The following is a 26,985-nucleotide window of genomic DNA, read 5'->3' as shown; positions in this document are numbered from 1 at the left end:
ACCTATAGTTTTGAGGAATAGGTTTGTTTAAGTTGTGCTGAGCGAGTAAGGTACGCTCATTTTAAATTAAACATTTTAGCTAAGTTTGTTCAAAGCAGACTATATAAAAAAGTCGAAAATTTCCTAAATTATGTGTTTTCATTTGATATTGAATGGTATTTTTTATTGAAGACATACTCCCTAATTACCTGAAGAAATAATAACAAAGGACATCAATGAGCCAAAAATTCTTAGCTGCACTCTTATTACTCTTCGTAGCACCTAGTAATGCAGCAATCACTCTCTCCATGTCTGTCAATAAAGAGCCAGTCTGTAAAATCTACAAAGAGGCGTACACCTTAAAACTATCGGCTGGCGCGAAGCCTATATTCAATACCGATGAAATTCCTTCACATAGCGACGGCAGCACATATACTTCGGACGGCTCAGATGTAATCCCCATTGAATTTTCAAAACCATTCACACATGAAGAAGTAAAGTGGCTAGAGTGGCTTCCTATAGCTGATTTTGATCACAGCTTTAAGTGGGGAGGTGTATCAACAAATGTTACGGCAATAGGTAGCATAAAGCCTTCATCAGGTAAGTCCCTAGTTTTCCAAGCCAATACCATCGGTTGGCGCGGGCCATTCCATAGGGTTTGGTTGATTGACGATAATAAACTGTCATCTCTCCTAAAAAGCACACCAAGCAATACTGAAGAAATTCCGATTGAAGGAACCGGGGCCAAGCTAATTTTTCCAAACTTCGAAACAAGGTCCCGTTCTAATCTGACCAATGTATTTAAATTTAAAAAAGACTTCTATACCGTAACCAATGAGCAAATAGTTAAAGTGACAACTGGTAATCCTGAAGTTGTTTGTCAAGTTGGCTTAGAATCAGAATTCTCTTCAGCTCAGCTTAGTGCTTTAGTAAAAGCAGCCAACTCAGCATTAATGACAAAAGGAATCACGCATATTCCGATGTACTATGGCACGATGGGGAATCCACATCAATATGTTGAAGATGGATTTGAAGAAGCAACCAATAAGCCTTGGCTGATACAGGTTGCTGAAAATGGCAAATGCTTGGCGAACGATAAGATTAATAACTGCGAAAAGAACAGAAAAGTCGAAGCTGTACTGGAAAGTTTCGCAGAAATAGACCCTTGGAGCTTCAGAGAGATCAAAGCTATCCGTCATCACATTGATGGCACAAAACTAGTACTATCACAGTACTACATCGACAAATTTAAAGTTGATGAAGTAATCTCGAAAGGCATGGCAACTCAAGCGATTTACAACTTTTTAGAAAAAACAGTCCTTCTTCATCCATATATTCAAAACGAAGTAGGTAAAGTCAAAGAAGCCCCCAATTCTTACACCTTGGACGAAGACGATGGCACAATACCACGCAATTGGTTCAACAAAACTAGTTTAATGTGGGCTGCACACTTTAACGACTATGATGCTGTCATGCGCTTGTTGTCACAAGGCGAAAGCTTAGCTGATGTTACTAATACCAATGATCACTATCCTTCAATTCAGCTTCTAAATCGCTCAGCCCTAACATACGCTGCAGAAAATGGCAGCATTCCTTTAATTCAGGCCCTTATAAGCAGAGGCGCCGACACTAATATAAAAGACTCAAAAGGGAATGAGATAAAAAGTTATTTCCAAAAAAATAAGCTCTTGGACATAACATGGGAGGAATTAACAAGCTTACCAAAAGCGCCTATCAAAGCCAGTTTTGACTGTAAATTGGCGAGAAGTAAACAAGAGAAAGCAATTTGTAATAGTAAAGGGCTATCACTGTATGACCGACAACTCGGCTTGTTATACAAAAAGGTGAGAGCTTCTAAGCTCTACCCCGAAATCAAAACATTACAGCGAACTTGGCTTAAATCGTTGCGAACAGAGTGCTCAGGTTCGGGCGTTAAATTGCAAAACTGTATGAAAGAAAAGTACCGTTCTCGAATTAAATATCTTGCCAATTTACTTTAGGTAACGAGGTTGTATTTGGCTCTTTTTTGGTTTCATGAAGAGAGCTTCTTTTATTAAGCTGAATATTTCCTAACTTTCAGCCATCTTTGAACGTCCGATTTCACTTTTAAAGCATTTGATTATAGCTAAACTCATATGGCACAAATGGTGAGCCCTTTTGACTCACCATCATGCAACTTCAATTACAGTACTTCTTTACTGCACAGATCCATATTCGCTTGATCTTTTAGCTTCAAGCAATACATAGATGTCTCGTTCACTTCGATACCATTGATCATAAAGCTTGAGAACCAACCAAAAACCAGTGCCAATGCAACAAGTGCATATTTTTTATAGGGAGGGATTGTTGTCATGTTAAATACCTTACTACTTTCTTGTCAGCTATCTTTGCTGACCAATAAATCTCTAAATTAGATGTCTATCATCTGAACACAGATTATTTGTACGCAGATTATTTGTGTACAAAGAACCTGTTTGTAGATAGATAAACATCCTAAAAATTAACGATATACGCGTACGTTTCTTACTTGGCCTTTAAACGGGTATGTGTTCTTTGGCGTAGAGCCTATGCTCAATGGCACATCATTTTGATTTGGTAGCACAATGCTTTTGCTACCCATTGACTGACCGTCAATGCTCAACGATAAAGTGCTGCCATCTAACTGCATTTCTAGTTTGTGCCATTTGCCATCAGCAAAATTGCCTGCATTGACCCCTTTGCCATTAATACGCGCACTGATCACGCCTTCTTTGTTGACCTGAATGTAATAAGCGTTTTGCGTACCGTAATTGCCTTTAGATAACATGAAACCCGTTTTGGTCGTGCTGAAGTCTTGATATTTGAACTCCAGTTCAATCTTGCTGAATTGGTCAATGTCACCAAGCTCAACGCGCTGATCAACACCATTAAACGTGCCCTGATATTCACCGAAAACCTTGCCGTCTTGGCCGTGACCAGACAGGTCACACACACTGCCTTGAAGTGACCATGCACCAATTAGGCCTTCATCCGTTACTTTTTTCGCACAGCGACGTTGCTGCAACTGACTTGCATACAAGCTTTCAATCTCTGTTTGCTGTTGCACATAGGCCTGTGGCAGGTCAGCAAGACTTGCATCATACCTTTGCTGGCTTTCAAAACCATTGAATCCAGCACCTTTTAGGCCGACTACATAGGGCATAATTACTCGACCATATTTGCTGTCATGGCGCATAAATGCCCATTTATCAATCGCTTCATTTTGCGCTGTATTGGTCACATTCCAAAATACTAAATGCTTGAGGTGGTTAGGCTGTGCGCCGACTGAGCCGCCCATATACCCATAATTCCAGCCGCCTTTGCTGTTTTCTATCAGGTTGCTGTAGGGCATGTTTGCATGCAAATTATGAAAACGTTTTGACGAATGGGTAGAGCCAGAAATTACATTGCCAGCCGCTTTATGCGAAAAGCCAGCGGCATGCCAATGCTCAGCTTGGTCATCAATATTTTGAGCAAGTACATGCGTCGAGGCATTGATATCTAAACTAATGTGGCCCGGGTTACCGGTAAATGCGACGTCTTTTATGGTCATCGCCGCACTATTTACTACAGATACACCTTGGTTCAAGTCGATGAACTCAACGTCTCTTAACCATGCATTGGCGACTCTAGAGAAGCGAATAGCACTCCAGCCGCCGTCATGTACACCGCTTTTATGGTGTTTGAACGCTTCTTGCCAATTACCTTGAATCGTCAAGTTTTCAACACCAATATTTTGTAATAATGGCGCTTTTTTCAACCCCCAGTAGCCATCGCTTGAAACATCATGGTGGATCACCGCCGCAAACGTAACCATATTGCCTTCTAAGGCTGTTATTTGATGAAACTCCTGTGAGCGAAGACCTTTTTTGATCATGCCCCAGTTGCCGTCTAGCTTGTAAGGGGAAAGCGCTTTTGCAATTGTTTCAGGACGAGGGTCGAAACGAGACAACTGAACCCACTGACCAACCTTAAGTAAAGATGCATCACGAACCTGCACTGAGCGCGTAGACTGTCTCGGGTGACTAGAAATAACATCGGTAATAAAACGTTCGCCGCTTGGGGAGGTCACTGCTTCACGTACACCTTTTACTTTAGGATCACGATTTGAATAGTTGTAACCAATTTCAAGTAGGTATGGACTTGTCCACATTTTGTTTGGGTATACCAAATCCAAATGCTGGTCCATTTTTAAAACACTTTGCTTGCTCTCACCACGTAATACCATATTTCCGCGAGATACTTTAATGGTTGCACTATCGCGACTTATTCGACCATTTGCAGTATCGGACTTATCAATACCATCAACGTCGGACAGAGTGTTGAGGTCATAAGTCCCGTTGGGGAAATAAATGACGGCACCTTTACCTCCTTGATCAATATGCTGCTCAGCGGCGGCAATTGCATCACGCACAGCTTGTTTGTCTGAACGACCAGGCGCGACATCGGCACCAAAACCTGTGACGTCAAAAACACGGTAGCCCAGTTCATTCACTTGAGGAATTGACTGATTCGAAAATTGATATCCAGCGTAAGAGAAATTAGCAATGATCTGATCATCTGCCACTTGGCTGTGTGGATCTCTTAGATCTGACTGAGTTGACCTCGAGTCTAAATAGCTATGCCAGAAATCGCTTGCATAACTTTGAAATGGTAGCCAGCTTGTTGCAGCACATAGTGCTAACAATAAGGGCTTATTGGAAAAGTGTTTCATCTCTAACCTCAAATAACTACATTGTGTAGTGGTATTGAGTAGATCTGGCAGTCACATCCCTAATGAATATTCATAGTATTCCTAACTATGAAGCAACCCCGCTATCATGTGCTCTGCATATAGAAACAGTGCCTTTAGACCGGAAGCTTTGCGTCCTAGGCTTTCACCTAGTTTGCCAGTAACTACAGTTTGTATAAAATTCAGGTGGAATTTATAGGAAGGTTCCAAATAGGTCAAACATAAATTAGAGCTAAAATCCTAATCTGTTGTTCAATCAGGAATTATAATTTATTAAACTTTTAACACAGATAGATTATTCCCACTTAAAGGGACTGTCATCAACATCATATATGTTTATTTGCTGACACTTGCCTACGTAGAAAAGCAATGAGTGAAAGCAGCGGCCTTTTTCAGACAACTTATTGGGATATTAAAACTGCTTACTTACAATTAATTACGCCTGTGCTTATGGGCTTCATACAATGGGAAAACGGAGCTTAAATCGTGCACCTCCCAATTCAGGACAAGTATCTACCGCGATAGTGCCATGATAGCGAGAGATGATTTTGGCACTAAAAGCTAACCCGATCCCAAAGCCTGCGCACTGTTGTCTATCCAGTCTGACAAAAGGCTTAAATACAGTCGCTCTTTTTTCTGCCTCAATCCCTAGACCGTCATCACTTATACTCACCACAACATGGTTACTCTCATGCAATACTGCGACTGTACACTTGCTATGCCCATATTTAATCGCATTATCAATGATGTTTGACACAGCCATATTCAAATATCGTAAATCGGCATTGATACATACACTCTGCGATGGCAAGTTAAGTTCAACAGATCCATGATAGGTATTGGAGATTAAGTTCGATAGCATCTGAGTCACATCCACTCGGTGTGGTTTTATTTCATCTAAGCTGTGCTGCAGCCTAGCAAAATCAAGCATATGTATGAGTAACCCTTCCATATCATCTAGTTGCTGATTTACCCGAGATTCATACTTGGCTCGCAACTGCTCATCTTGCGCTTCAACGAGCGTATCCAGCCCCATCCGTACCCGCGCTAACGGGGTCCTCAACTCATGAGATAACCCGCCTGCCAGCAACTTAATATCATCCATTAAGAGACTAATTTTACTAGCCATTTGATTAAACGATAATTCAATATCACGGATGTACCAAAGCGTACCAACCTGTAACCTGACATCAAGTTGGCCCTCTCCGAGTTTGGAAGCAGCCGTACTTAATCGCATCAAACGTCTCACAAAGGGTGCTAAAAAAATGACGATAACAATGACCAAAAGTAGATAAAAAGACAGCGTTAAAGGCAGGCGATAATCTTCTTTTTCGACTTGTTTATCATACTGGTAAATTAATATATCATGCGTACTGGTCAATAGGTGAACCATCACGTGCTCTTGCGTCTCTAAATAAACGGGCTCTTGTCTTTTCAATTGCTCCTGTAATAGAGCCGGTAGCGGATACTCGTCCATTGCACGCGTGTACAATATGGCGTTACGTTGGTTATGCTCATCTTCAATGAAATCAGAGTCAAAATCAGGTATCTCACCTGATGCCATTAGCTTTAAAAGCGGCAAGGTGAGTGATAATTGCTCGCTCACAAAAGGCTCGCTCGTATCCTCTGACGAATATAATTTATCGAATATTTGTCCTAACAAGATACTTGCAATCAATAAAACACTCACGAGCGCAACAACAAACCGCCACATATTGTTTTTGTTCCTTTAATTTATCGACTTACCAAGTATCTTTAGCTAATTGATACCCTTTACCCCACACAGTCGCTATTTTGTAAGGTGCTTGTGTGTCGCCCAGCTTCTTGCGCAAACGAGATATACGCAAGTCGATAGTACGGTCAAATCCATCGTATTCAAAGCCGCGTAATTCCTGCACCAGATCCTGTCGTGTCACAACACTTCCAGCGCGACTAGCCAGTACCCAAAGCACATCAAACTCATTACTTGAGACTTGGATATTGTTGCCATTGAGTGTTACTTGGCGATTGTCAGAATCGACTTCAAGTGCACCAAGCACCAGTCGTTCACTTGCCACAGTTTGCGAAACAGCAGAGCGCCGCAATAGGGTTCTCATTCTCGCCTCAAGCAACCTGCCTCTTACTGGCTTGGTCAAGTAGTCATCGGCCCCCATCTCTAGACCCAATATTTCGTCAACTTCCTCATCTCTGGCTGTTAACATCAAAATCGGTATTTGCATTGACTGCCGAAGCGCTTTGCACACATCTAATCCATCCATGCCAGGTAACATGCCATCCAAAATAACCAAGTCCGGCGGTGTTTTTTTTATACCTTCGAGGCCTGCTAGCCCGTCATGATATACGGATACCTGATACTGTTTTGCTTCGAGGTAATCAGCTATCCACTGTGCCAATTCCACATCATCCTCAACCAACGCAATCTTGCACTCATTCATCCTAAATTCCTTAAAACATTCGCCATCGAACAGCTTTGCTTTTGCGCTTTTTATAGATCCAAGCGTATTTAACTTTGTCGCTAAATATCACCTTGTCGCTGCTATTTTTCAAACTGATAACGACATCATCGGTCATAATCAGTTCGCTTTTCCACTGACCTCGATTAGTGCCCTGCCAGCAGTGCAGCCGTTTTTCATTGGCAAATAAACAAAAATTGTCTGCATCGCTTATTTGCCAATTGACCGAAACATCAATAAAGCAATCTTGGCCTTGCTCTAGTGCAACACATTGTTGTGGTTTAACGATAAAGTTGGGGTTATTGGGCGCAGCAAGAGTTAACGTCGGGGCAAATAAAAATCCAATAAGATACTTGTTCACATCGCCCCCTAAAACACATAACTCAGAGTGATGTTGACATTGCGGCCTAGCTTACTGCGGTTAGATACATATTTTAGTGCATCAATAGAGTAGGGGCTTTTATCTATACTACTTGCATAATCTGTAAAACCGATAGAACCATCAACCACCCAGCTTTCACTGATTGGTTTAGTAAAACCGAACTTAAGTAATGTATTCACACCACCAGATGCCTCATATGGTGCCACCCGAGAAGACTTATAAGGCACGCCGTAATAGTAGTTCAACATATTACTGTTACGATATTGAAACCCGATTGAGGCGTAATAGTTCCAATTTTTAATTTGCCAAGATCTGGCAACCCAAAGAGAAGCGTAAGCACCACCATCGTATTCGCTGTTGTCCGCTTTAGGCGCTAAAATGGATTGTATTTGGTATTGGCCAAGTGCACCCGTTGCGCGTAAACCAATATACCCGGTCAAATCCCTATCGTCATAATTGCCCTCAAAATATCCATAATAAGTCATGTGGGAATGTGCAGAAGAGAAGATGAGATCAAATTCCCATTCACTGGTATTGTATAGGTTGTAGCCCATAGCCCAGTCAGGCTCAAACTTACTATCACTGCCTGGGACTTCAATAAACAGCCCATTTTCGAAGTAATAGTTGCCATTGATATTTATCAATGGACGAGTCGCGATATTGGAAAGTAGCCCACCACCGTATGACGCACCAAAACCTAATGACAAAAAGCCACCAGCTTCTCGTTTATTGGTAAACCCATCCCAAAAGCTAGGAGCTGTTGTCCCGTAAGCGGTAGGCAACCAGCCCAAACTCACCACAGCAAGGCAAGAAGATAGCCATTTAAAATTAGAGTACATAGCAATTTCTTATCTTTGTTATTTGCTAATTAATATATTGAAAAAATGAAAAAAATATCGTGTCGGATTATACCAAAGTGTATCAAATTGTACCTAATTACAAATTACCAAAAATAGGGAATAGCAGACATTACTGGAAAGGGGGTTTACAAGTGAGTGCTAAGATTAAATCATAGCGCTCACTTTAGCTGTTAATTTGACTGTAGCTTATAGAGCCTCCGATAGTAATGTAGCAAGGGCTCTGTATATCCATTAGGCTGTTGCTTACCTTCAAAAACAAGTGCCAACGCAGCTTTATAAGCCAAACTATCCGCTGTTGGGTGGCCCAGTTCACACATTGCAATATAGTGAGGGTCACTGCTGTTTTGGCTATCTACCACACTGGCCATTTTAGCAAATGTTGCCAATACCTGTTCTTCACCACACACCTTATGTTCTAACCAGTTTGCAATATGCTGACTTGATATCCTCAATGTTGCTCTGTCTTCCATTAAACCCACATGAGAAATATCAGGCACTTTTGAGCAACCTACACCTTGGTTTATCCAACGTACAACATAGCCCAAAATTCCCTGAATATTATTGTCCAACTCAGCTTGAATATCTGACGTGGAAAGAGAGGTGCCGTCATGCGACAAAGGCGGTGTCAACAAATCTTCTAAACTCGCTTGTTGAAAACGAGAGATTTTGTCCTGTTGAGCCTGAACATCAACCTCGTGGTAGTGGATAGCATGTAGCGTTGCGGCTGTGGGAGAGGGAACCCACGCTGTATTTGCCCCCGCTTCTAAATGTGCTGCTTTTAAGGCCATCATTTGCGCCATATTATCTGGTTTTGGCCACATACCTTTCCCTATTTGCGCTTTACCTTTGAAGCCAGTCTCCAAACCAACCTCAACATTCTGGTGTTCATAGGCCGAGATCCATGGCTGAGATTTGATCGCTTCTTTTGGCCTAACAGCTCCGGCAAGCATAGATGTATGGATCTCATCTCCTGTGCGATCTAAAAATCCCGTATTAATGAATACAACGCGAGATCTAGCAGCAGCAATACACGCTTTTAAGTTGACAGATGTACGTCGCTCTTCATCCATGATCCCCATTTTAATTGTATTTTCCGGCAGCCCCAACGCACACTCTACAGCGCTAAATAACTCAGTTGTAAAAGCAACTTCCTCGGGGCCATGCATTTTGGGTTTTACAATATTTATACTGGCAGATTTGCTATTACGATAAGGGCTATTGCCGCTCAGATCATGCATGGCAGCTACCGACGTCACCATGGCATCAAGTATTCCTTCAAAGATTTCTCGACCTTCAGAGTCAAGCACCGCTGGGGTTGTCATCAAATGACCCACATTGCGAACAAACATCATTGCTCTGCCACTTAAGTTAAAAACCTCGCCATCTAGTGAATTATAACTTCTGTCATTCGCTAAACATCTTTTAACTGGCTGGCCATTTTTTACAAACTCTTCAACCAAATTGCCTTTATTCAAACCGAGCCAGTTTCGATAAACCACGATTTTATCTTCAGCATCCACAGCAGCTACAGAGTCTTCGCAATCCATGATCGTCGTTAAAGCAGACTCCAAGATCACGTCTTTGATCCCCGCTTTATCAACCTTTCCAATAGGATCATTATGATCAATACAGATCTCAATATGAAGGCCATGATGTTTTACTAAGATCGCAGCAGGATTCTGCATTTGCCCACAATATCCAATCAATTGCTCCGGATCTGCAAGGGTCACCTGGCGACTATCATTCAATGTCACAATTAAACGATTATTAACAATACCATAGTGGGTGCTTTCAATATGTGAACCTGCATTCAGTGGCAGTACTTTATCCAATAGTTGCCTTACATACGCCATGACCTTAAACCCACGTACAGGGTTGTATTCTTTACCTTTTTCAGCGCCTTCGTCTTCGCTTATGACGTCTGTACCATACAGGGCATCATAAAGAGAGCCCCAACGCGCATTAGCTGCATTGAGTGCAAAACGTGCATTGTTCACCGGTACCACCAATTGTGGTGCAGCGACCTGAGCTATTTCTGGCTCAGAGTGTTTAGTCACAATTTTGAAATCTGGTGGTGGTGGCAGCAGATAACCAATAGATTCCAAAAATGTCCGATATTTTTTAGCATCCCAACTGGCATTTTGCCGATGATAATCATCAATCTTAGCTTGTAAGCTATTTCGCTTTGCGAGTAAGGCACGATTTACGGGTGAGAGTGTATCGACAAGATTGGCCAAACCACCCCAAAATGATTCAGAACTAAGGGATAGACCATCGAGCAATTCTTGATTCACAAAATCAAAAAAGTCAGCATCAATAGTGAGCCCAGCGTTTGTCACAGTTGCATTCATAGCAGAGTTCCTAGTGCGAATTAATTTTGAACGGGTTATTCAAAAATAAAGCAAATTGTACAAAAACAAACCCCTTTTACCATTCACAATAAATATACTCACAATAACAACTATAAATTTAAAAAATTATAAAAGCCGTTCTAGTGTTTAATTAAGCCGCAGCAACTCTCACACATAACGCTTAGGCAAAATCAGATTCATTTAGTGTACAACTCGTTCGAAGGATATTAATCATGAGCAATTACCAGTCTCAAATTGACCGCTTCACTACCCTATGCGCTACAAAAACACACAATTGGCAATCAATTAACCCTGAATATGCAAGCAGAATGCACTTACAAAATCGCTTTAAAACAGGATTAGATATCGCGAAGTACACAGCGAAAATTATGCGCGAGGATATGGCTCGTTACGATGCAGATCCCACACAATACACCCAATCACTGGGGTGTTGGCATGGCTTTACCGCTCAACAAATGATGATGGCAATTAAAAGACACCAAAAAACAACCAAAGGCGCTTATGTTTACTTGAGCGGATGGATGGTAGCAGCATTGCGTTCTGAATTTGGCCCACTACCAGACCAAAGCATGCACGAAAAAACAGCTGTCCCTAAGCTTATTGAAGAAATATACACGTTCTTAAAACAGGCTGACGCGAGAGAATTGGATCATTTGTATAAGGCACTCGATACCGCGAAGTTAAAAGGTCAAGATACGACTCAACTTCAATTAGAAATCGATAACTTTGAAACACATATAGTGCCAATCATCGCTGATATTGATGCTGGTTTTGGCAATGAAGAAGCCACTTACTTGCTTGCAAAACAAATGATCGAAGCCGGAGCCTGCGCCATTCAAATTGAAAACCAAGTATCAGATGCGAAACAATGCGGACACCAAGCAGGTAAAGTAACAGTACCTCATGAAGACTTCCTTGCAAAAATTAATGCTGTTCGATATGCATTTTTAGAATTAGGCATTGAAGACGGGATCATTGTAGCCCGTACAGACTCTCTCGGCGCAAGTTTGACACAAAAAATTCCGGTTTCTAAACAACCCGGAGATATAGCCAGCCAATATACCGCATTTTTAGACACCCAGCCGATTGTCGACCTTGATCAGCTTACAGATGGAGAAATGGCTATCAAGCTAGAAGGCAAGCTACAAAAGCCAGTGCGCTTAGACAATGGACTTTATCAATTTAAAGAGGGAACTGAAAAGGATAGAGTTGTATTGGACTGCGTAACAAGTTTACAAGCAGGCGCTGATTTATTATGGATTGAAACAGAAAAACCCAACGTTGACCAAATTGCTGAGCTGGTTAACCGCATCAGGGAACAAGTACCTAATGCCAAGCTGGTTTATAATAATTCGCCATCATTCAATTGGACATTAAAATTCAGGGAACAGGCATACGAAACGCTAAAGGCACAAGGCAAAGATATTTCAGTCTACCCAGATCCAACACTTGACCCTAAAGCACTTATGGCCCCAGAACTTGATACTACGGAACTTGCTCAAATCGCAGATGAAAAAGTAAAAAGCTTTCAACTTGATGGTGCAACACAAGCAGGTATCTTTCACCACCTGATCACCTTGCCAACCTATCATACTGTCGCATTGAGTACCGACATATTAGCCGAGGGCTATTTTGGTGAACTTGGTATGCTCGCATATGTAAGAGATGTTCAAAGGCAAGAAATCCGCCGTGAGCAAGCTTCAGTAAAACACCAAGATTTAGCAGGCTCTAACATTGGTGACACGCACAAAGAGTACTTTAGTGGAGACAATGCGCTGAAGGCAGGTGGTGAAGCCAATACCATGAATCAATTTTAGTATTGTAAATCCCAACTTGGGCCCATTGGGCCCTTTTTCTATTTAACGATGTACCTGCCAATATCATCATCTGAGTTTTGAGATCACGATTTTACGCACACTAATTTAAACAGATCAAAAAAATACTAGCTGAGTTATGCCAATAGAATAACCGCATTCAAATTCAGGTTAAACACTACTTTTTGGCTCAAAATGGCGTCTAGGAGTCGCATATATTGTCTAAGTTGCAACAATTACTTCTGTATGTCGCTTTAAGTAACAGGCAGAGCACTTTTTTACTAACTAATTTGGCAGACTTGGATCCACATTTTACTAAGTATTTTTAGACACAAATCATAATTTTACTAACGCATTCTACTTCAGAACAAAATTTTACGTACTACCAAGCTGTAAACCCCCTTTACATGATCCATATTTGTCACACATTTGTTGCCTAGCATGCAAGCGTTTTGATTTAATATGAAAAAATATGAAAAAAATATTTGTCCCAGCGCTATTTACTTGCATACTTTCTACTAATTCGGCAGTTGCGAGTATTGATATTGAAGAACTTAAGCAACTTGAAAAACAAGGAAAATATCAAATCGCGTTGGACTTAATCGAGCCATGGCGTCTAGAAAATTTAAATCAAGAAAAAGCGCTAGATGTTCTCTTGATCCAAGCAGAAATTTACCGCAAACAAGGGTTGTACAAAAAAGCGCTCTCGACACTTAATCATATAGAACAACATCACTACTTAAATACAGAACTAGTCCGTACTATAAATAACGAAAAAGGCATCAACTATAGACGCATGTCTCGCCTTGTAGAAGCAGAAGAGCACTACTACAAAGCCCTAAAAGCAGCACAAGAACTTGAAGACAATACACTCATAGGTTTAGCTTACAGTAACTTAGGCACGCTTTATGACCATAAAAACCAACTTGCGCAAGCCATGCAGTTTCAATTAAAGGCACGGGGGTACTTAAAAGACAGTAATAACCATAGTATCAAAGCGAGCAATTTTTATAACTTGGGTGATATTTCCGTCAGACTGGATGATTATGAACAAGCTGAGACCTTTTTCCGCTGGGCGCTCAGTGAAGATAAAAAAGATGGCAATATTGTCGCTATCGCAGACAGTGCTTTACGCCTATCTCAAGTTTCATATAAACAAGATCATCACCAACTTGCTATTGATAACATATATGAGGCCCTAAAATATCTAAAACAAACCAATGCCAATGAAAGCCTATCTCGTGCATACCATATGCTTGCCAGTAGTTATATGAAGCTAGAGAAAGGAGATGAAGCACTTATAAATGCACACCTTAGTTTAGATTTTGCAAAAAAGGCTCAAAGCCAAATACAACTAATTTACGCACATATCAGTGTATCGCAGGCATATTTACACCTGAAGCAGCCCCATATAGCAGAAAATTATATTAGAGATCTTGAAGTATTAGTCAAAGAGGAAAAAGACAGTCCTTTAACAATACATTACTACGAGGTCTCAGCTAATTTAGCAAAACAAGTTGGAGAACCAGCACTTGCGTATAGTTATATTCGTGATGCATTCAAATTGCATAAAGTACACGATGAAAAATTTAATAATCAAAAAGCACAAACCTATCGCAACAGTATTAGTAACTTAGTACAGCGCCAGCAGCTCGAAGTATCTGAGAAGGAAAAAGCCCTAGCACAAAGTGAATTGAAACATACCAAGTTGATGCAAAAATCTTGGCTCATTGCTGGGCTTTCTGCGCTATTTATATTTTCACTGCTTACCTACATTTATTTCATTAAGCACCGTGCTGCTAACTTAGCAGCCAAATTATATCAGCAAAATTTAAAGCAAAAAGAAAAGATGCTTGCTGATATTTCTCATGAATTACGCACACCTTTGAGTGTCTTAAAACTGCATATAGAAGCCTTAGAACACGGCTTATTTGAGGACAACAATAAGGCGTACAGTAAGATCAACGAAAAAATCTCTCAACTCAATTCTCTTATCACGGATGTATATCAGCTATCTCAGGCAGAAAATAATGCCATTGCACTGAATGAACAGACCCAATGTCTGCAAACTATGTCACAAAACTACAGCTACGATATTAAGCGCATGACGGAAAGTCATTCGCTGTCTTTTAGCAGTGAAATAAATATCCCTGAAGGCTCAACCATAACAGTCGACAAACCCAAATTAGATCGAGTCGTTGATAATTTATGTAAAAATGCTTGCCTATATACAGACAGTCCAGGGCGGGTCGTTTTTAAAATGTATCAGGACAAGAACTACTTAAATATACAACTGCAAGACTCCTCACCAACGGTCACCGATGAAGAGCTGCCAAAGTTATTTGAACGCTTGTATCGTGTAGAGAGTTCTCGAAGTAGAGCCACTGGCGGTTCAGGTCTGGGCTTGTCAATTTGCAAAAGCTTAATAGAACTCATGTCTGGAAGTATTGATATTAAACGCAGTAATTTAGGCGGACTCGATATTTCAATTGCTTTGCCACTTAAATAAGCTAGAGCTTACAAAATGCCACTTTATTCATTCAGTGGCGGAAGTATAGATAATTAATACAAAAGCATTGGATCAGAAATTGATAAGGAAATTTTCTACCCAACTGATCCGATCACCTTACACCTCCACAATACTTCATTTTTCATCCACATTACCTTGTTTTAATGAGCAGCATGAACGGGAGGAAACTACTTATGACACAGCGTACAATGAAACACAATGATTGGGTTAAAACTGTCGAGCGGAAAAGACATCAGTCAAAAGTGCGATCTAAAAAGAAGGGTGCATTGCCTTTTTGGTCTATGCTACTAGCTGGCTTTTTAATTTTAGCCTCAGCATGGAACTACTGGATGGACACGCGATCGAATGACATTGTACATGCTGAGATAAGTCATGATGCCCAAATGCGTATTGATCGCTATTTTGCTAAGCAATACATGATGGGAAGCTGGAAATTAAGCAGAGTTAGCTACAACCAAGGCGAATTAAACGTTTTTGTTCAAATACCTACGCCCTTAGCAATGAGTAGCAGTGAAATAAAAGGTTATATCAAACAATCTTTATGCCCACACCCGAAGAGCACTGTATGGAACGATGTAAAGAATAACTCACTGTATATTTACTTATATTCCGACAAGCCAAGAAATGGCGACTACGCACTGTGTACTAAATAAAAAAGGGCTTTAAGCCCTTTTTTACTGATGAAACTATTTCAATTCTAATTTTGCCTTTTCAAGCAATTCTTCTGGTAGGTCTTTAGTCACCGAAACACCCAACTCCTTAAACTCGGATGCTTGTTTAATTAAATTCCCTTTGCCAGAATAAAGCTGCCCAAGCGCTTTATCATAGGTTTCTTGTGCCTTGTCCAGCTGCTTGCCAACCCCCTCTAAACTATGTAGAAAACTATTCAACTTGTTGTAAAACTTCTCTGCACGCAAGGCCAACTCTTTACTGTGCTTACTTTGCTCTTCAAAGCGCCATAATTGTTTAACGATGTTTAAGCTTGTAAGCAGTGTGGTAGGCGTAGCTACCAATACTTTGTTTTCCAGTGCATATTGATAGATATCAGGTGAATACTTAATCGCTTCAACGAACGCGGACTCAACTGGTATAAACATAATCACCACTTCAGGAGAGTTGAGGCCAGGTAAGCGCTCATAGGACTTATCTCCTAACTCCTTTACTCGCGCTTTAACTGCAGTCACGTGTTCTTTTAAAGCTTGTTGCGCAGATATCTCATCTTGTGCATTCACATAACGTGTATAAGCATTTAATGAAGTCTTTGCATCCACAACTAAATGACGACTCTGAGGGAGGTAAACAATGACATCAGGTCGATATTTTCCTTCCGCAGTCGTAAAGCTCACTTCTCGTTTATAATCATACCCCGGTCGAAGTCCGGCGCTATCTAATACATTTTCAAGCATCAACTCGCCCCAATTTCCTTGAGTTTTGGTCTGCCCCTGCAATGCCGTAGTTAACTTGCTAGCTTGATCAGTCATAGCCTGATTGTTCGCTTGCAAGTGAAGCAACTCCGTTTTAAGCGCTGCGCGCTGTTTTAGTTCCTCACTGTGGATGGCTTCCATTTTGTCCCTAAAACCTTTAATCTCCCCCTGTACTGGGCTTAAAATCGTTTGAATTTTTTCCTGGCTATGACGAGCAAATTGCTGACTTTTTTCTTCAAATAGTTTACTTGCGACATTTTCAAACTCTTGCTTTAAGGTATTTTTGGCTTGCTCCAATTGCGAAATTTGCGCATCAAATGCCAATTGCTTTTCAGCCAGTTTGGTTTCCATATCTGTTAACTGTAACGCCAGCTGATGCGCTCGCTCTTGCTCGTTCTGCGCTTTTGTTTGTGCTTGCTGCCACAAACCATAATACTCTTTAACCTGGGCATGCTTTTCAGCTAATCTAGCTTGATATTGCTGCGCTTCACCGTGGGTTTTTAATTGCAGCTGCTGTGCCACATTCAATTGCTCTTTCAATTCATCATGTGCGTGTTGCAGCGAATCTATCTGATTTTGTGCCATGGCCTGCAATGAGCGTGCTTTTTGCTTACATAAATAAGAAAAAACCAACCAGCCTAAACCTGAAATGGCGGCACCAGACCCTAAAAGCACAATAGTGACTTGCCAAGGTAGCGAAGAAAAACTAGTCCAAAACATAGGGTAACCCTAACAATTAAATCTAGTTAAATCATACCTTAGAGCAGTTGATCAATCACTTACAAGTGAGGTTTATCTGTAAATATAAATAGTGTGCCAACCATTTTAATTGGCACGGAGTAGTAGGGAGGTTAGCTGTTTATATGCTGTTCATTGAACCGGTATCCTGCGCCATACACAGATTCAACTATTTTTGGAGAAATATCGATATTTTTAATTTTCTTGCGGATATTTTTTATGTGACTATCGATTACGCGATCTGATATATCAAAATTGTCAGGTTGAATATGATCCAATATTTGTTGTCGCGAAAACACTCTGTTAGGCGCATTGTAAAGCATGGCAAACACATCAAATTCAACTTTAGTTAAACTTAATGACTGTCCTTTTAAAGACACCAATAGCTGTGATTCGTTAACTTCTATATCAGGCGTGTCCGATACGACAGGCGCACTACAGCGACGTAATATCGCCTTGATACGCATTACAAGCTCGGCCGCGCTAAATGGCTTACAGACATAATCATCTGCTCCAAATTCAAGCCCTTTAAGTCTATCTGACTCAGATACCTTTGCAGTTAACATCACAATAGGTACCATTGAAAACTCTCTAATTTGTTGCATGCACACAACACCATCTTGGTTTGGTAACATGATATCCATTAGAATGGCATCTGGGCCGTTTTCTCTGACCCAACTAACCACTTCTGCACCGTCGGCTATATGCGTTATTTTAAAGCCTGAAGCCTTAAAAAAAAGCATGACTTGTTCAGCAATATCAAAATCATCTTCGACGATCAAAATGTGGTTTTTTTCTTCCATTAGTTTCTCTTACTGGCTTTTAATACTCGCAGCTGTTGCTTTATCTGTTTTTTAAGATTTGAAGAAAGCGTATCGTCAAAAAGCAGTGTCGTTAAGATACTTGCTAAATCTTCAGAGCTTGCAACTTCATTTATAAGATCATAGTCGCACAGCGATTGTGGTTCAATAAAGTTTAACTGCGAAATCGTATTTTCATAGCACAACATAATAACCCACCTTAAGTCCAATTCATTTGGTTTTGTTTTCCTATGTGTGTATTAAAGTGAAAGATTGTGGAGCAAATGTGGAACAAGGCAAGAAATGACGCGTAATACCATTACACGCCATTACAGCAGGTAAGATTTAAGTATTTAGGAGCCAAAAAAGAAAAACCAGCTCAAATGAGCTGGTTATTACAAATACGTTATGTAATTAATAGGGGGAAATCAACATGTGCTCACTGCTGTAAGTAATCTCACAATGTGCATAAAGATAGACAGCCCCTAATTTAATTAGTTCAAAAATAATTTAATTTTTTATCAACTCAAGCATTTGCGCTTCATTAAACTCACTTAGATTAACCCCTGTATCTGCAAATAAGGCATCCACCAGCGCTTGTTTATCTTTTTGCATTTGATAGACCTTCTGCTCAATGGAGTTCGCAACAATCAGCTTATAAACAAATACAGGCTTATCCTGGCCTATACGATAAGCACGGTCTGTTGCCTGATTCTCTACAGCAGGATTCCACCACGGATCAAAATGAATAACGGTATCAGCTTGAGTCAGGTTTAAACCTGTACCACCAGCTTTTAAAGAAATTAGAAACACGTCGACATCACCTTCGGTAAAACGCGCAATGGCTTTGTCTCGATGCCTTGTTTGCCCTGTTAGCATCGCAAATGGTATTTCAATCTCGTCGCATAAATTAGCAATCATATCCAGTACAGACGTAAATTGACTGAAAATAATGATTTTTCTGCCTTCTTTCAACAAGATTGGTAAGTGTGCTCCTAACCATTTAAATTTAGCACTTTGCTGATATTCTCCCTCTTTGTCTACAAGCTCTGGATGACAACAAATCTGCCTTAATTTCAACAAAGCATCCAAAAATGCTAATTTGCTACTTTCAACTCCTTGCTCTTTAAACAGATCTATCAGACTCGTTTCAATTTGGCCTTGTACATGCTGATATAGTGACGCCTGCTCTGGCGTAAACTCAAGCTTTTTGATCAGTTCCGTTTTCGCCGGTAGCTCTCGCACCACTTCAGATTTCGTTCGACGCAATATAAATGGCGCAATCAGTGATTGTAACTCTTTTGCTCTTTTGCTATCGCGCTCTTTTTCAATTGGTTGCTGGAAGTTTTGCTTAAACTGTTGCTTAGTACCAAGTACATCTGGCATCACAAAATCAAGTAGTGACTTAAGCTCCATAAGGTTGTTTTCTACAGGCGTACCACTCATACAAAGTTTAAATTCGGCTGATAGCTGTTTTACACACTTCGAAATTTGTGCCGTTTCGTTCTTTATGTACTGTGCTTCGTCAAGGACTATCGAATCAAACTGTAATTCGGAGTAGTGTGCTAAATCACGCTTTAACAGTGGGTAAGTTGTGATAATAAATCGAGCTTGCGCTACCTGATTAAGTTGTTTGTCACGATTACTGCCATGCACAGTAAGCACAGGCAGGTGTGGCGCAAACTTTTTAAATTCATTTTGCCAATTACCAACCAGAGAAGTCGGGCAGACAATAAGAGACGGTTTGGTCACTAATGTGTTGTGTTGAGATATGAAGTAAGCAATAACTTGAAGTGTTTTACCTAGTCCCATATCATCCGCTAAAATCCCACCAAGCTGATGACGATTCAAAAACTTTAACCAATTGACCCCTTGCAATTGATAATCTCGCAAAGTGAACCGCTCTTGACTATCACCTAACAAAGATTCATTGACATCTACGGGCTTATTTAGCTCTGCCAAATAATCTAACAATCGTGCGTCATCGGATACACCTTCTACAGCATCAAGTTCAAATAACTTCTTAGCATAAGAGAGCGGAAACTTGAATTGCGAGCTCGAAAGATAATAGCTAAAGCGAGATTTTAGTAGTAATAACTCTTCATAAATAGCTTTCGAAATAGCATAGTGCTGCTGTGCAATTTGTACATATTGAAATACGTTTGCGATGGAGTTGACTTCGTGGCTAGGCGCCTTATCCCAATCAAGCAAAATTTGTTTATCATCAAACATAACCTTGCCAATAACATGGTGCTTTTTATCTCGCTTTAGTTGCAGTGTGACCCTTGGTACCAGCACTTTTTTTGCTTGCTGAATTTCTTCAACCTGCCACATTTTGCGCTGCAAGTAAGGTCGAACTTCACAGTTGTACCAGTGATAAGAAACCTCGTCCTCGACAGGCAGTTTAAAACCGCCGCCTTGCGCCTCAAAACCTAACCCAAGTAACATTTTTTCACAGCGATTAAGCTGTTTCTCTGTGGAATACTTTTTCTTGGAATCAAACAAGGAGATCGCGAGGTGAGTATACTCCCCCTCGCTGGCCGACAGCTTGGCAACCAGTTTATCTTTGTTTATTAACCTTTCGTACCCTTGAGGAGGGGGAATTACATTGTCAGCAAAGATATCTTGAAAGCGTTTGATCACCGCCTCTATCTTGTCTTTTTGAATACTAGGCATGGTTTGTAAATGTGCAATTTCTTGCGCACTTAATTCAGATTCAATACGGCCAAGCAACATATTCTCAGTGTCTAGGTAAACAGGTGGATCTGATTTAATCAGTAACCACTGCTCTACATCTGAGAGGTGGCTGACGAGCTTAAAGCTGTCATTTTCCGCTTGCCAAAAGAAATCCAAATGTTGCATGTGACCAAACTGTAGTGGCTTACGGCTATTTCCAAAGAAACAGCGCTTGGTGGCAGCAAGCTGTTGCAGCGCAGCAAACCCCCACTTACCAGCCAACTCAAAATGACCAGGCGTATTTTGTGAGCGAACCCAGCTAAATAAACGATAGTCACTTTCTAGAATATCCTTTGGCGGAACATGTGCATTGAGCTGCTTCTCTGTTAACACACGGCCAAGGGGGTAATGCCCATCTGGTTTATGGGGTGACATTTTTGGGTTTAATAATACTTCATTTCCGCGATGCTCAAGAACAAACAGCAACACGTTGGACGTGTTCAGCCCCGAGGATTGCTGTAGTAGTGAAAGTTCATTAAACCAGTCATTGACAAGGAAAGACTCTCCAAAACCGCCTGAGTGGTCTATTTTAAGCTTTAGTAAAACAGCGGCAATATGGCGACATTTTGGATTATGAGAGCAAGAGCATTGAGCCTCAACTGAAGGCGCACCTTTTACCTGCTCAATTTTTATATGTTGCGTAAAGGTATTGCCAAAATTACCAAGTACTTGAGCATCTATTCTCGAAAAATCCTCACTGTGCTCAAGAAAGCAAATTTGATCGTCGTTAAGGTACTCCTTGGCCTTCGCTAACATTGCAGAATTAAAATACTGCTTAAGAAAGCGGTCAGATAAGGGGAACTGAGAAGACTGTTCCTGTTTAATTTCTTCAAATAAAGCTAATAGCTGCTCTTTAGATAACTGCGAGGACATTTTTTAACAAGCAATAAAACGTAAAAGACCAGTATATGAAATTACGGTTTTGAGCTAAAGAGCCAAATGGGACTAAATCATGAAAAATTGACTGGTTGGATGTGAAAAGATATAAAAAAGGCCTAGATGATCTAGGCCGCAACATACTAATTAAAACTACTTAACAGTTTTTGCAATTGCTCTAAGCGCTTATCCGTTAATACCTTATCGTCAATTTTGACGGTAATTGCGCCAGAATTAAGGCTTCGTTGCACTTTGATATACTGACTATCAACTAAAGCTTCAGAGCGAGTTGCTGAACTACTCTCAAATGAAGTCAGATACTTAGTTATAGCCAGTGCACGTTTTTCATCGCTCATCTGGTCATCAAATAGTGACACATCTGAGATCTGTTCTAGTTTGTTCTGAAATTGTTCAGGCTGCTCCTTGCGTGCGTTGATAAGCTTTTTGGCAACCTCACGCCCTAAATGGTTTGGCGTAGGATAGAGCAAAACAACTTCACGCTGGATATGTTGAAACGCTTTTACGGCATCGGCAACAGCGGTATGAGACACACCTTCTATAGCTGCGATCTCTCTATATGAACCTTTGTTGCCACTTTCCTGCAGCCTTGCCTTGGTTTGTTCATACGCTTTGCCAAGTTCCCATAAACTTGGTGCAATATACTGATCTGACGAAACAGCAAGCGCCTTCGCATCGTCGTTGGTAAAATCGCTTGAAGACAAGACAACATAATCTGCACCACTTAATAAGCATGCTTTTCGTCTTCTCGATCCAGACAAAACTTGCAGCTTGCCCTCTTTTACCCAGCACAAAGCCGGATGCATATTCCTGCCATCTTCTTTTATGGCTGGTAAAATATCAGCTACAGACTTCTCATTTAGAAGTGATTGCTCACGCCGATTTTGACCAAATACAACGGTTCTGTTTTCAATGTCAGCGAATGATATTACTTCACACTTTAACTCGATTAACCGATTTGGATCGCTTGGCGATGGCATCGTTACGACGTCACCTTGACTCGCTTGCCCTAAGAGATCATCCAAGCTGCTTTTTTCAACAGGAGTAGCAAAAGGGTCTAATCGTGTATCATTTTTACGTTTTCTAGCCATTATCTAACCTGTATTTAATCTAAACTGGATTGTGTGGAAGCCCAATTTGAGCGTATTAACATTTCTAGTTCGTCGACAACATCTTTGATATTTTCTTGCGCTCTGAGTAAAGATTCTCGACTTGCCAATGAGTCCGATGTTTTTTGATCAAAGATGGTGTTAAAAGAAGATGAACTAGCAGTTATTGCAGAACTATGATTAATAGGGTAACTCATTACTTGTCTGCCAAATGCAGTACGTACATCTTTAACTATATCGCGCTGAGAGTGATTTCCCTTTACATAGTTGGTCACCAAGAATTGCATAAAATCCCAGCCTTCATGACCTAGTGCTGCAACTGTATGGTAAATTTCACCGAGTCTTTTTAGATACTTATTGTTCGCATCAAAATCGACTGCTTCTGGATGTACAGGGATTAGCATAGCCGTAGAGGCCATCAGCGCGTTGTAGAACATGAAATTAAGAGAAGGTGCCGTATCTATCAAAATGATATCAAACTCGTCTTTAACAGGCTCTATGACGCGTTCTTTTAGTTTATGGTAATGGCGAGTTTGCTCATAACTACTTGATTCTTTCAACTCTGTTGCAGTTTCGTGCTCAAAGTAAAAATCGTCCATACCTGACGGCAAAATACGAATATTTGGAATGTGTGTTTTTTGGAATGAATCAGCAACAAGTTGTTCCCAAGTTTCATTCTCTTCAAGTTCAATGCAATCTCTCATTAGATCACCAACGGTGATCGGATCATGCTCGCTTGAGGGGAAAAAACTTGAAGAAGATCCTTGAGGATCCAAATCAATAATTCCAATGCGATATCTCTTTATATTTGTTGTGGCAAGCGCCGCCGCCAAATTGACAAGAGATGTTGTTTTACCGCAACCCCCCTTAAGACTATTTATCACAATTACTTGCAATTTATCTGAATGATCTCTGTGATCAGCATTGATCCCAAGAATTTCCGCCATAGCGAAAATATTGCTCAGAGTATATGCGTAATGGCCATTTGCGCCTTTTTGAATATGTAAATGATCAAAGTCTCCTTGATCATGACGACGTTTTAATGTTCTGTTATTAACGCCTAACAGATCCGCGGCAGCCTTTTGTGTATACGTTCGAAGTTCTTTATCCTCAGACTTAAGGTGCGCCCTGTAATGCTGAATGCGGCCCTCAAGGGATTGTTCTGCTACTTCTGCTGTTGCTTTCAACAATTTATAAGTAGAAAGTGCATTGCTATTGATAGACATACGTATATTCCTTAATTTTATGCCTAATATTATAATGTCCATCAAATAAAAGGTAAACCACTAAATTAAGAGACATCTAAAAAATATGGGATTTAAAATTTTTTTAAAGAATAAATAAGGAGTTTAGAAATGGTTAAATATATAGGTATATAAGTATAGTAGTACAGTTATTTAATCTAAGTATTTGTTACAATTAGAGTTTTATTAAATGTGCAGATCATAAAAATACGTAGTAAAGATCAGATCTTTATTTACTGCGAGATCAAGAAAATACTAACTTAATTTCTGTATCTCCTTATAATAACAGTTTATCCACAATGTTATAAACAAATTAGGTGCTTGAGATCAAAATTGTACTAAGCTAAAACAATGACTTATCAACAAAATGATTGATAACATCTAGATTAAGTAAATAAAGATCTGATCTATACTATGAACAGATCAGATCTTTACTAAATCAGATCGATGTTATACACAGCTCTGTATCAAAAACTGCTCTAAACAGCCTTTCTAGCGTGAATTTGACCAAAATAGTAGGGGATTTCTTACTATGTTGGTAAAAATATGATCTCTAAATATAAAGCAGTGGGTAAAATTGTGATCTCTAAAAAAACTTGAACACAGATCAGTTTTTTACTAACTTTAATTATTAACTTTTTCCCTTGAATGTGTTGTTATTAGCTGTCGAAAGAATCAGGAAGTAAAAAAATGAGCCGCAAGGTAAACATCTCTGTTGACAATCTACCAGACTCACTTAGAGGTCAAATTCATGGAGTAGAAAGTGCAATTGATAATGAAAGTTTAGCACTTTTTACTGACAACAAAGATGTGCGAATTTCATTAGAAAACACCAACCATGGCTTGAGAGCGTATTCAAACACATTTAATCACTATGATTTATGGGGGAGATTTGTACGTTCCGGACATAAAAAACTTCCTTTAGAGGAAGCGCCCAAAAAAACGATCATAACAAGAAGAATATCAGAAAAAGTTGATGGTATTTTGTACGATGGCGAAATTAAAATTACGCCAGCTGTTGTCAGTAGCAAAAAAGATGGTGAAGAAACTGAGTTTTTAGTTTGGCCTTCAGATCGAGAAGAAAAAGTTGAAAGAGCACTCATTCGACTTGCTTCAAAAGGGAAAATTGTAAAAATAAATTTTAAGTCCGGTATTCAATATGCTGTTATTTTTTCGATGAATGAATTGGCTCAAGAGCTAAAAGCTGTTGGTCAATCAATGCCTTATCCACAGATCAAGGAGTCTTTGGAAGCTTTACAAGGCTCAAAACTTTCGTTTAAATATCGCGCAACTGATACTAAAAATAGCGATGTAGATGATTCTTTTTACGAATCTAATATGAACTTCTTATCCTCACTACATTTTAGTGGCAAGAAGGGGCAAGGTGGAAATATCAAATGTGTTGCTTGTTTAAATGCATTTGTACATAACATGATCGATAATCTTGAGTACAAAGGTTACTATTTCAACAGTGCTCAAGAGCTAAAGCGTGGTTTATCCCGTTGGATGATGTTAAGGCTTTATCATTTGTGGCGGTACGCAGCACCAGGTAAAACGTATCATTTCAGACTGCTATCAATAATGGAAAAGTATGGGTCTATTTATTCAACGGATGAAATTACAGACAATAAACTGAAAGCGTTGCGTAGAGATATGACTACGACAATGAAAGACTTGATAGAAAAAGGCGCTATTTCTGAATATAACATTTCGAATGTAAAAGATGATGAAACTGGTCGAATTATAGACTATGTGTATGAGATGCATCCATCTACACAATTTTGTGAAGAAATTCTAGCTTTGAATAAGCACAACAAGAGAATTGAGATTCAAGGTGGTAAAAGATTAGTAGAAACTGCTGAAATTATCGACGAAGATATTCTAGAGGCGATTGTAAAAAAGTAGATAGTTAAGCCAATTATGTTAAATTGGCTTTAAGGTTTATTTTAGTAAGCACATTACTCTAAATTTTCTAGATATATTCGCTCAATTAGGTAGCTATAGTCTTTTTTTCTGACATCCTCATTTTTAGAGCTAAAATTATTTAGGCTACCTATTTTTGTTTCCTTTTGTGGATTTAATAGAATAAATGGCAGCGCTCCACTGACGTGATATCTATTTTTGGCTGTAAATCTAACGTTAACTTCTGGTGTAACACGAGTAGGCCTTTTTATCCTTAATTTAGTTTTTTCTCCTAAACTAGACAATCTAACTTTTTCTAATTCAACGATTTGCTGCCAGCTTTGTTGATCTATAACTCTAGGGTTGGAGTAACCTGATGATTTATTGAGCATTTCTAATGCAACTTTTTTTGACAGCGTGGTGGTAGAATGTTTTTTCATCCATGTAAATCTAACCGAATAGGGTATAGCATCTTCAAAGTGTATTTTTCTATAAGCTGCTAATGTAATTAAATTCGGTATTGCATTATGTACAGCTTCGAACCTGGCATCATTATTATTAATTTCAAGTACGGTATTTTTAAACTGTTCCTTAGATTTGTTTACTTCAATAAGCCTAGACTTAATTTTTCCATCTATATCATCGATAGCAATTAAACCTGGATGACGAGTTAGTATTTTACTACTCTTTTTTTGACCAACAAAAACATCTGTAAATCCACTTAAACATTTCTCAAATGCTTCGTTACCCAATATTTTAGTAACTAGAATCTCTTCAGGTGCTTTTTTTTCGTCTTCGGATTTGATTTCAGGTAATTGATAATAACTAGAGTAGCTAATCTCTTTTTCTTTTAGCTCTTCGCAAAGGAGATTGAGTTGATCAAATAAGTAATCGAAACTACTTCTCAATATTAATTTCGTAGCCATATTTTATATATGTATGATGTGTTCCTATTATTATAGCTAAAAACCCTGTTTTATTCCAATCTAAAGTATCAG

Annotated in this window: 19 protein-coding genes and 1 riboswitch; of the genes, 5 read left to right on the top strand and 14 right to left on the bottom strand. The window is 39.7% G+C overall.

Going from position 1 to position 26,985, the window contains the following annotated elements; all coding sequences use genetic code 11:
• The first annotated feature begins 215 nt into the window (after positions 1 to 215).
• Positions 216 to 1,979, top strand: a complete 1,764-nt coding sequence (locus tag QNM18_RS16895; protein ID WP_284137881.1) for an ankyrin repeat domain-containing protein — start codon at positions 216 to 218, stop codon at positions 1,977 to 1,979.
• A 182-nt stretch (positions 1,980 to 2,161) separates the two neighbouring features.
• Here the strand turns inward: QNM18_RS16895 and QNM18_RS16890 are convergent, their stop codons facing one another.
• The 7 genes from QNM18_RS16890 to QNM18_RS16860 all read right to left on the bottom strand — a co-directional run bounded on the left by QNM18_RS16890 (position 2,162) and on the right by QNM18_RS16860 (position 10,775).
• Positions 2,162 to 2,332: a hypothetical protein gene (locus QNM18_RS16890; RefSeq protein WP_211011784.1), complete on the bottom strand. Its 171-nt coding sequence runs from the start codon at positions 2,330 to 2,332 to the stop codon at positions 2,162 to 2,164.
• A gap of 147 nt (positions 2,333 to 2,479) precedes the next feature.
• Entirely contained in the window at positions 2,480 to 4,711 is a 2,232-nt protein-coding gene (locus QNM18_RS16885; protein ID WP_284137880.1) for a DUF4955 domain-containing protein, read from the bottom strand.
• Between the two features lie 88 nt (positions 4,712 to 4,799).
• A riboswitch (cyclic di-GMP riboswitch) is annotated at positions 4,800 to 4,898 on the bottom strand.
• Between the two features lie 288 nt (positions 4,899 to 5,186).
• A complete protein-coding gene (locus QNM18_RS16880; RefSeq protein WP_284137879.1) occupies positions 5,187 to 6,335 on the bottom strand; it encodes an ATP-binding protein in 1,149 nt (382 codons plus the stop codon).
• Positions 6,336 to 6,471: 136 nt separating this feature from the next.
• Positions 6,472 to 7,164, bottom strand: a complete 693-nt coding sequence (locus QNM18_RS16875) for a response regulator (protein ID WP_284137878.1) — start codon at positions 7,162 to 7,164, stop codon at positions 6,472 to 6,474.
• 10 nt (positions 7,165 to 7,174) lie between these two features.
• A complete protein-coding gene (locus tag QNM18_RS16870; RefSeq protein WP_211011788.1) occupies positions 7,175 to 7,543 on the bottom strand; it encodes a DUF3019 domain-containing protein in 369 nt (122 codons plus the stop codon).
• A gap of 8 nt (positions 7,544 to 7,551) precedes the next feature.
• Positions 7,552 to 8,403: a MipA/OmpV family protein gene (locus QNM18_RS16865; RefSeq protein WP_284137877.1), complete on the bottom strand. Its 852-nt coding sequence runs from the start codon at positions 8,401 to 8,403 to the stop codon at positions 7,552 to 7,554.
• A 191-nt stretch (positions 8,404 to 8,594) separates the two neighbouring features.
• Entirely contained in the window at positions 8,595 to 10,775 is a 2,181-nt protein-coding gene (locus tag QNM18_RS16860; protein WP_284137876.1) for a malate synthase G, read from the bottom strand.
• A 233-nt stretch (positions 10,776 to 11,008) separates the two neighbouring features.
• On the opposite strand from QNM18_RS16860, the gene QNM18_RS16855 reads away from it, so the two are divergent.
• The 3 genes from QNM18_RS16855 to QNM18_RS16845 all read left to right on the top strand — a co-directional run bounded on the left by QNM18_RS16855 (position 11,009) and on the right by QNM18_RS16845 (position 15,793).
• On the top strand, positions 11,009 to 12,613 hold the full coding sequence (locus tag QNM18_RS16855) for an isocitrate lyase (protein ID WP_211011791.1): 1,605 nt from the start codon (positions 11,009 to 11,011) through the stop codon (positions 12,611 to 12,613).
• A gap of 469 nt (positions 12,614 to 13,082) precedes the next feature.
• Positions 13,083 to 15,119, top strand: a complete 2,037-nt coding sequence (locus QNM18_RS16850) for an ATP-binding protein (RefSeq protein ID WP_284137875.1) — start codon at positions 13,083 to 13,085, stop codon at positions 15,117 to 15,119.
• Between the two features lie 194 nt (positions 15,120 to 15,313).
• Positions 15,314 to 15,793 (top strand): hypothetical protein, encoded by a 480-nt coding sequence (locus tag QNM18_RS16845; protein WP_211011793.1) that lies wholly within the window; start codon positions 15,314 to 15,316, stop codon positions 15,791 to 15,793.
• Positions 15,794 to 15,826: 33 nt separating this feature from the next.
• Here the strand turns inward: QNM18_RS16845 and QNM18_RS16840 are convergent, their stop codons facing one another.
• From QNM18_RS16840 to QNM18_RS16815, 6 genes are all read right to left on the bottom strand, one after another.
• Positions 15,827 to 17,284, bottom strand: a complete 1,458-nt coding sequence (locus tag QNM18_RS16840) for a DNA recombination protein RmuC (protein WP_284137874.1) — start codon at positions 17,282 to 17,284, stop codon at positions 15,827 to 15,829.
• Between the two features lie 131 nt (positions 17,285 to 17,415).
• A complete protein-coding gene (locus tag QNM18_RS16835; protein ID WP_211011795.1) occupies positions 17,416 to 18,105 on the bottom strand; it encodes a response regulator in 690 nt (229 codons plus the stop codon).
• On the bottom strand, positions 18,105 to 18,311 hold the full coding sequence (locus QNM18_RS16830; RefSeq protein WP_023400156.1) for a hypothetical protein: 207 nt from the start codon (positions 18,309 to 18,311) through the stop codon (positions 18,105 to 18,107). The genes QNM18_RS16835 and QNM18_RS16830 overlap by 1 nt, the downstream gene beginning before the upstream one ends.
• 301 nt (positions 18,312 to 18,612) lie before the next feature.
• Positions 18,613 to 21,711 carry a DEAD/DEAH box helicase gene (locus tag QNM18_RS16825; protein ID WP_284137873.1) on the bottom strand — a complete coding sequence of 1,033 codons (3,099 nt, stop codon included), beginning with the start codon at positions 21,709 to 21,711 and terminating at the stop codon, positions 18,613 to 18,615.
• Positions 21,712 to 21,857: 146 nt separating this feature from the next.
• Positions 21,858 to 22,823, bottom strand: a complete 966-nt coding sequence (locus QNM18_RS16820) for a ParB N-terminal domain-containing protein (protein ID WP_211011797.1) — start codon at positions 22,821 to 22,823, stop codon at positions 21,858 to 21,860.
• 14 nt (positions 22,824 to 22,837) lie between these two features.
• On the bottom strand, positions 22,838 to 24,067 hold the full coding sequence (locus tag QNM18_RS16815) for an AAA family ATPase (protein WP_211011798.1): 1,230 nt from the start codon (positions 24,065 to 24,067) through the stop codon (positions 22,838 to 22,840).
• 708 nt (positions 24,068 to 24,775) lie between these two features.
• On the opposite strand from QNM18_RS16815, the gene QNM18_RS16810 reads away from it, so the two are divergent.
• Entirely contained in the window at positions 24,776 to 25,990 is a 1,215-nt protein-coding gene (locus tag QNM18_RS16810; protein ID WP_211011799.1) for a replication protein A, read from the top strand.
• A 53-nt stretch (positions 25,991 to 26,043) separates the two neighbouring features.
• On the opposite strand, the gene QNM18_RS16805 is transcribed toward QNM18_RS16810, so the two are convergent.
• On the bottom strand, positions 26,044 to 26,913 hold the full coding sequence (locus QNM18_RS16805) for a DNA replication terminus site-binding protein (RefSeq protein WP_284137872.1): 870 nt from the start codon (positions 26,911 to 26,913) through the stop codon (positions 26,044 to 26,046).
• Positions 26,914 to 26,985 lie beyond the last annotated feature (72 nt).

The sequence above is a fragment of the Pseudoalteromonas obscura genome, from assembly GCF_030135505.1.
GTDB lineage: Bacteria > Pseudomonadota > Gammaproteobacteria > Enterobacterales > Alteromonadaceae > Pseudoalteromonas > Pseudoalteromonas obscura.
This window is presented reverse-complemented; position numbering and strand designations above follow the sequence as displayed.

Coding starts and splice junctions, on each gene's coding strand:
- QNM18_RS16840 (WP_284137874.1), bottom strand. CDS start 17,284: ATGTTTTGGACTAGTTTTTCTTCGCTACCTTGGCAAGTCACTATTGTG.
- QNM18_RS16860 (WP_284137876.1), bottom strand. CDS start 10,775: ATGAATGCAACTGTGACAAACGCTGGGCTCACTATTGATGCTGACTTT.
- QNM18_RS16805 (WP_284137872.1), bottom strand. CDS start 26,913: ATGGCTACGAAATTAATATTGAGAAGTAGTTTCGATTACTTATTTGAT.
- QNM18_RS16830 (WP_023400156.1), bottom strand. CDS start 18,311: ATGTTGTGCTATGAAAATACGATTTCGCAGTTAAACTTTATTGAACCA.
- QNM18_RS16835 (WP_211011795.1), bottom strand. CDS start 18,105: ATGGAAGAAAAAAACCACATTTTGATCGTCGAAGATGATTTTGATATT.
- QNM18_RS16895 (WP_284137881.1), top strand. CDS start 216: ATGAGCCAAAAATTCTTAGCTGCACTCTTATTACTCTTCGTAGCACCT.
- QNM18_RS16855 (WP_211011791.1), top strand. CDS start 11,009: ATGAGCAATTACCAGTCTCAAATTGACCGCTTCACTACCCTATGCGCT.
- QNM18_RS16875 (WP_284137878.1), bottom strand. CDS start 7,164: ATGAATGAGTGCAAGATTGCGTTGGTTGAGGATGATGTGGAATTGGCA.
- QNM18_RS16825 (WP_284137873.1), bottom strand. CDS start 21,711: ATGTCCTCGCAGTTATCTAAAGAGCAGCTATTAGCTTTATTTGAAGAA.
- QNM18_RS16885 (WP_284137880.1), bottom strand. CDS start 4,711: ATGAAACACTTTTCCAATAAGCCCTTATTGTTAGCACTATGTGCTGCA.
- QNM18_RS16890 (WP_211011784.1), bottom strand. CDS start 2,332: ATGACAACAATCCCTCCCTATAAAAAATATGCACTTGTTGCATTGGCA.
- QNM18_RS16865 (WP_284137877.1), bottom strand. CDS start 8,403: ATGTACTCTAATTTTAAATGGCTATCTTCTTGCCTTGCTGTGGTGAGT.
- QNM18_RS16845 (WP_211011793.1), top strand. CDS start 15,314: ATGACACAGCGTACAATGAAACACAATGATTGGGTTAAAACTGTCGAG.
- QNM18_RS16850 (WP_284137875.1), top strand. CDS start 13,083: ATGAAAAAAATATTTGTCCCAGCGCTATTTACTTGCATACTTTCTACT.
- QNM18_RS16815 (WP_211011798.1), bottom strand. CDS start 24,067: ATGTCTATCAATAGCAATGCACTTTCTACTTATAAATTGTTGAAAGCA.
- QNM18_RS16810 (WP_211011799.1), top strand. CDS start 24,776: ATGAGCCGCAAGGTAAACATCTCTGTTGACAATCTACCAGACTCACTT.
- QNM18_RS16820 (WP_211011797.1), bottom strand. CDS start 22,823: ATGGCTAGAAAACGTAAAAATGATACACGATTAGACCCTTTTGCTACT.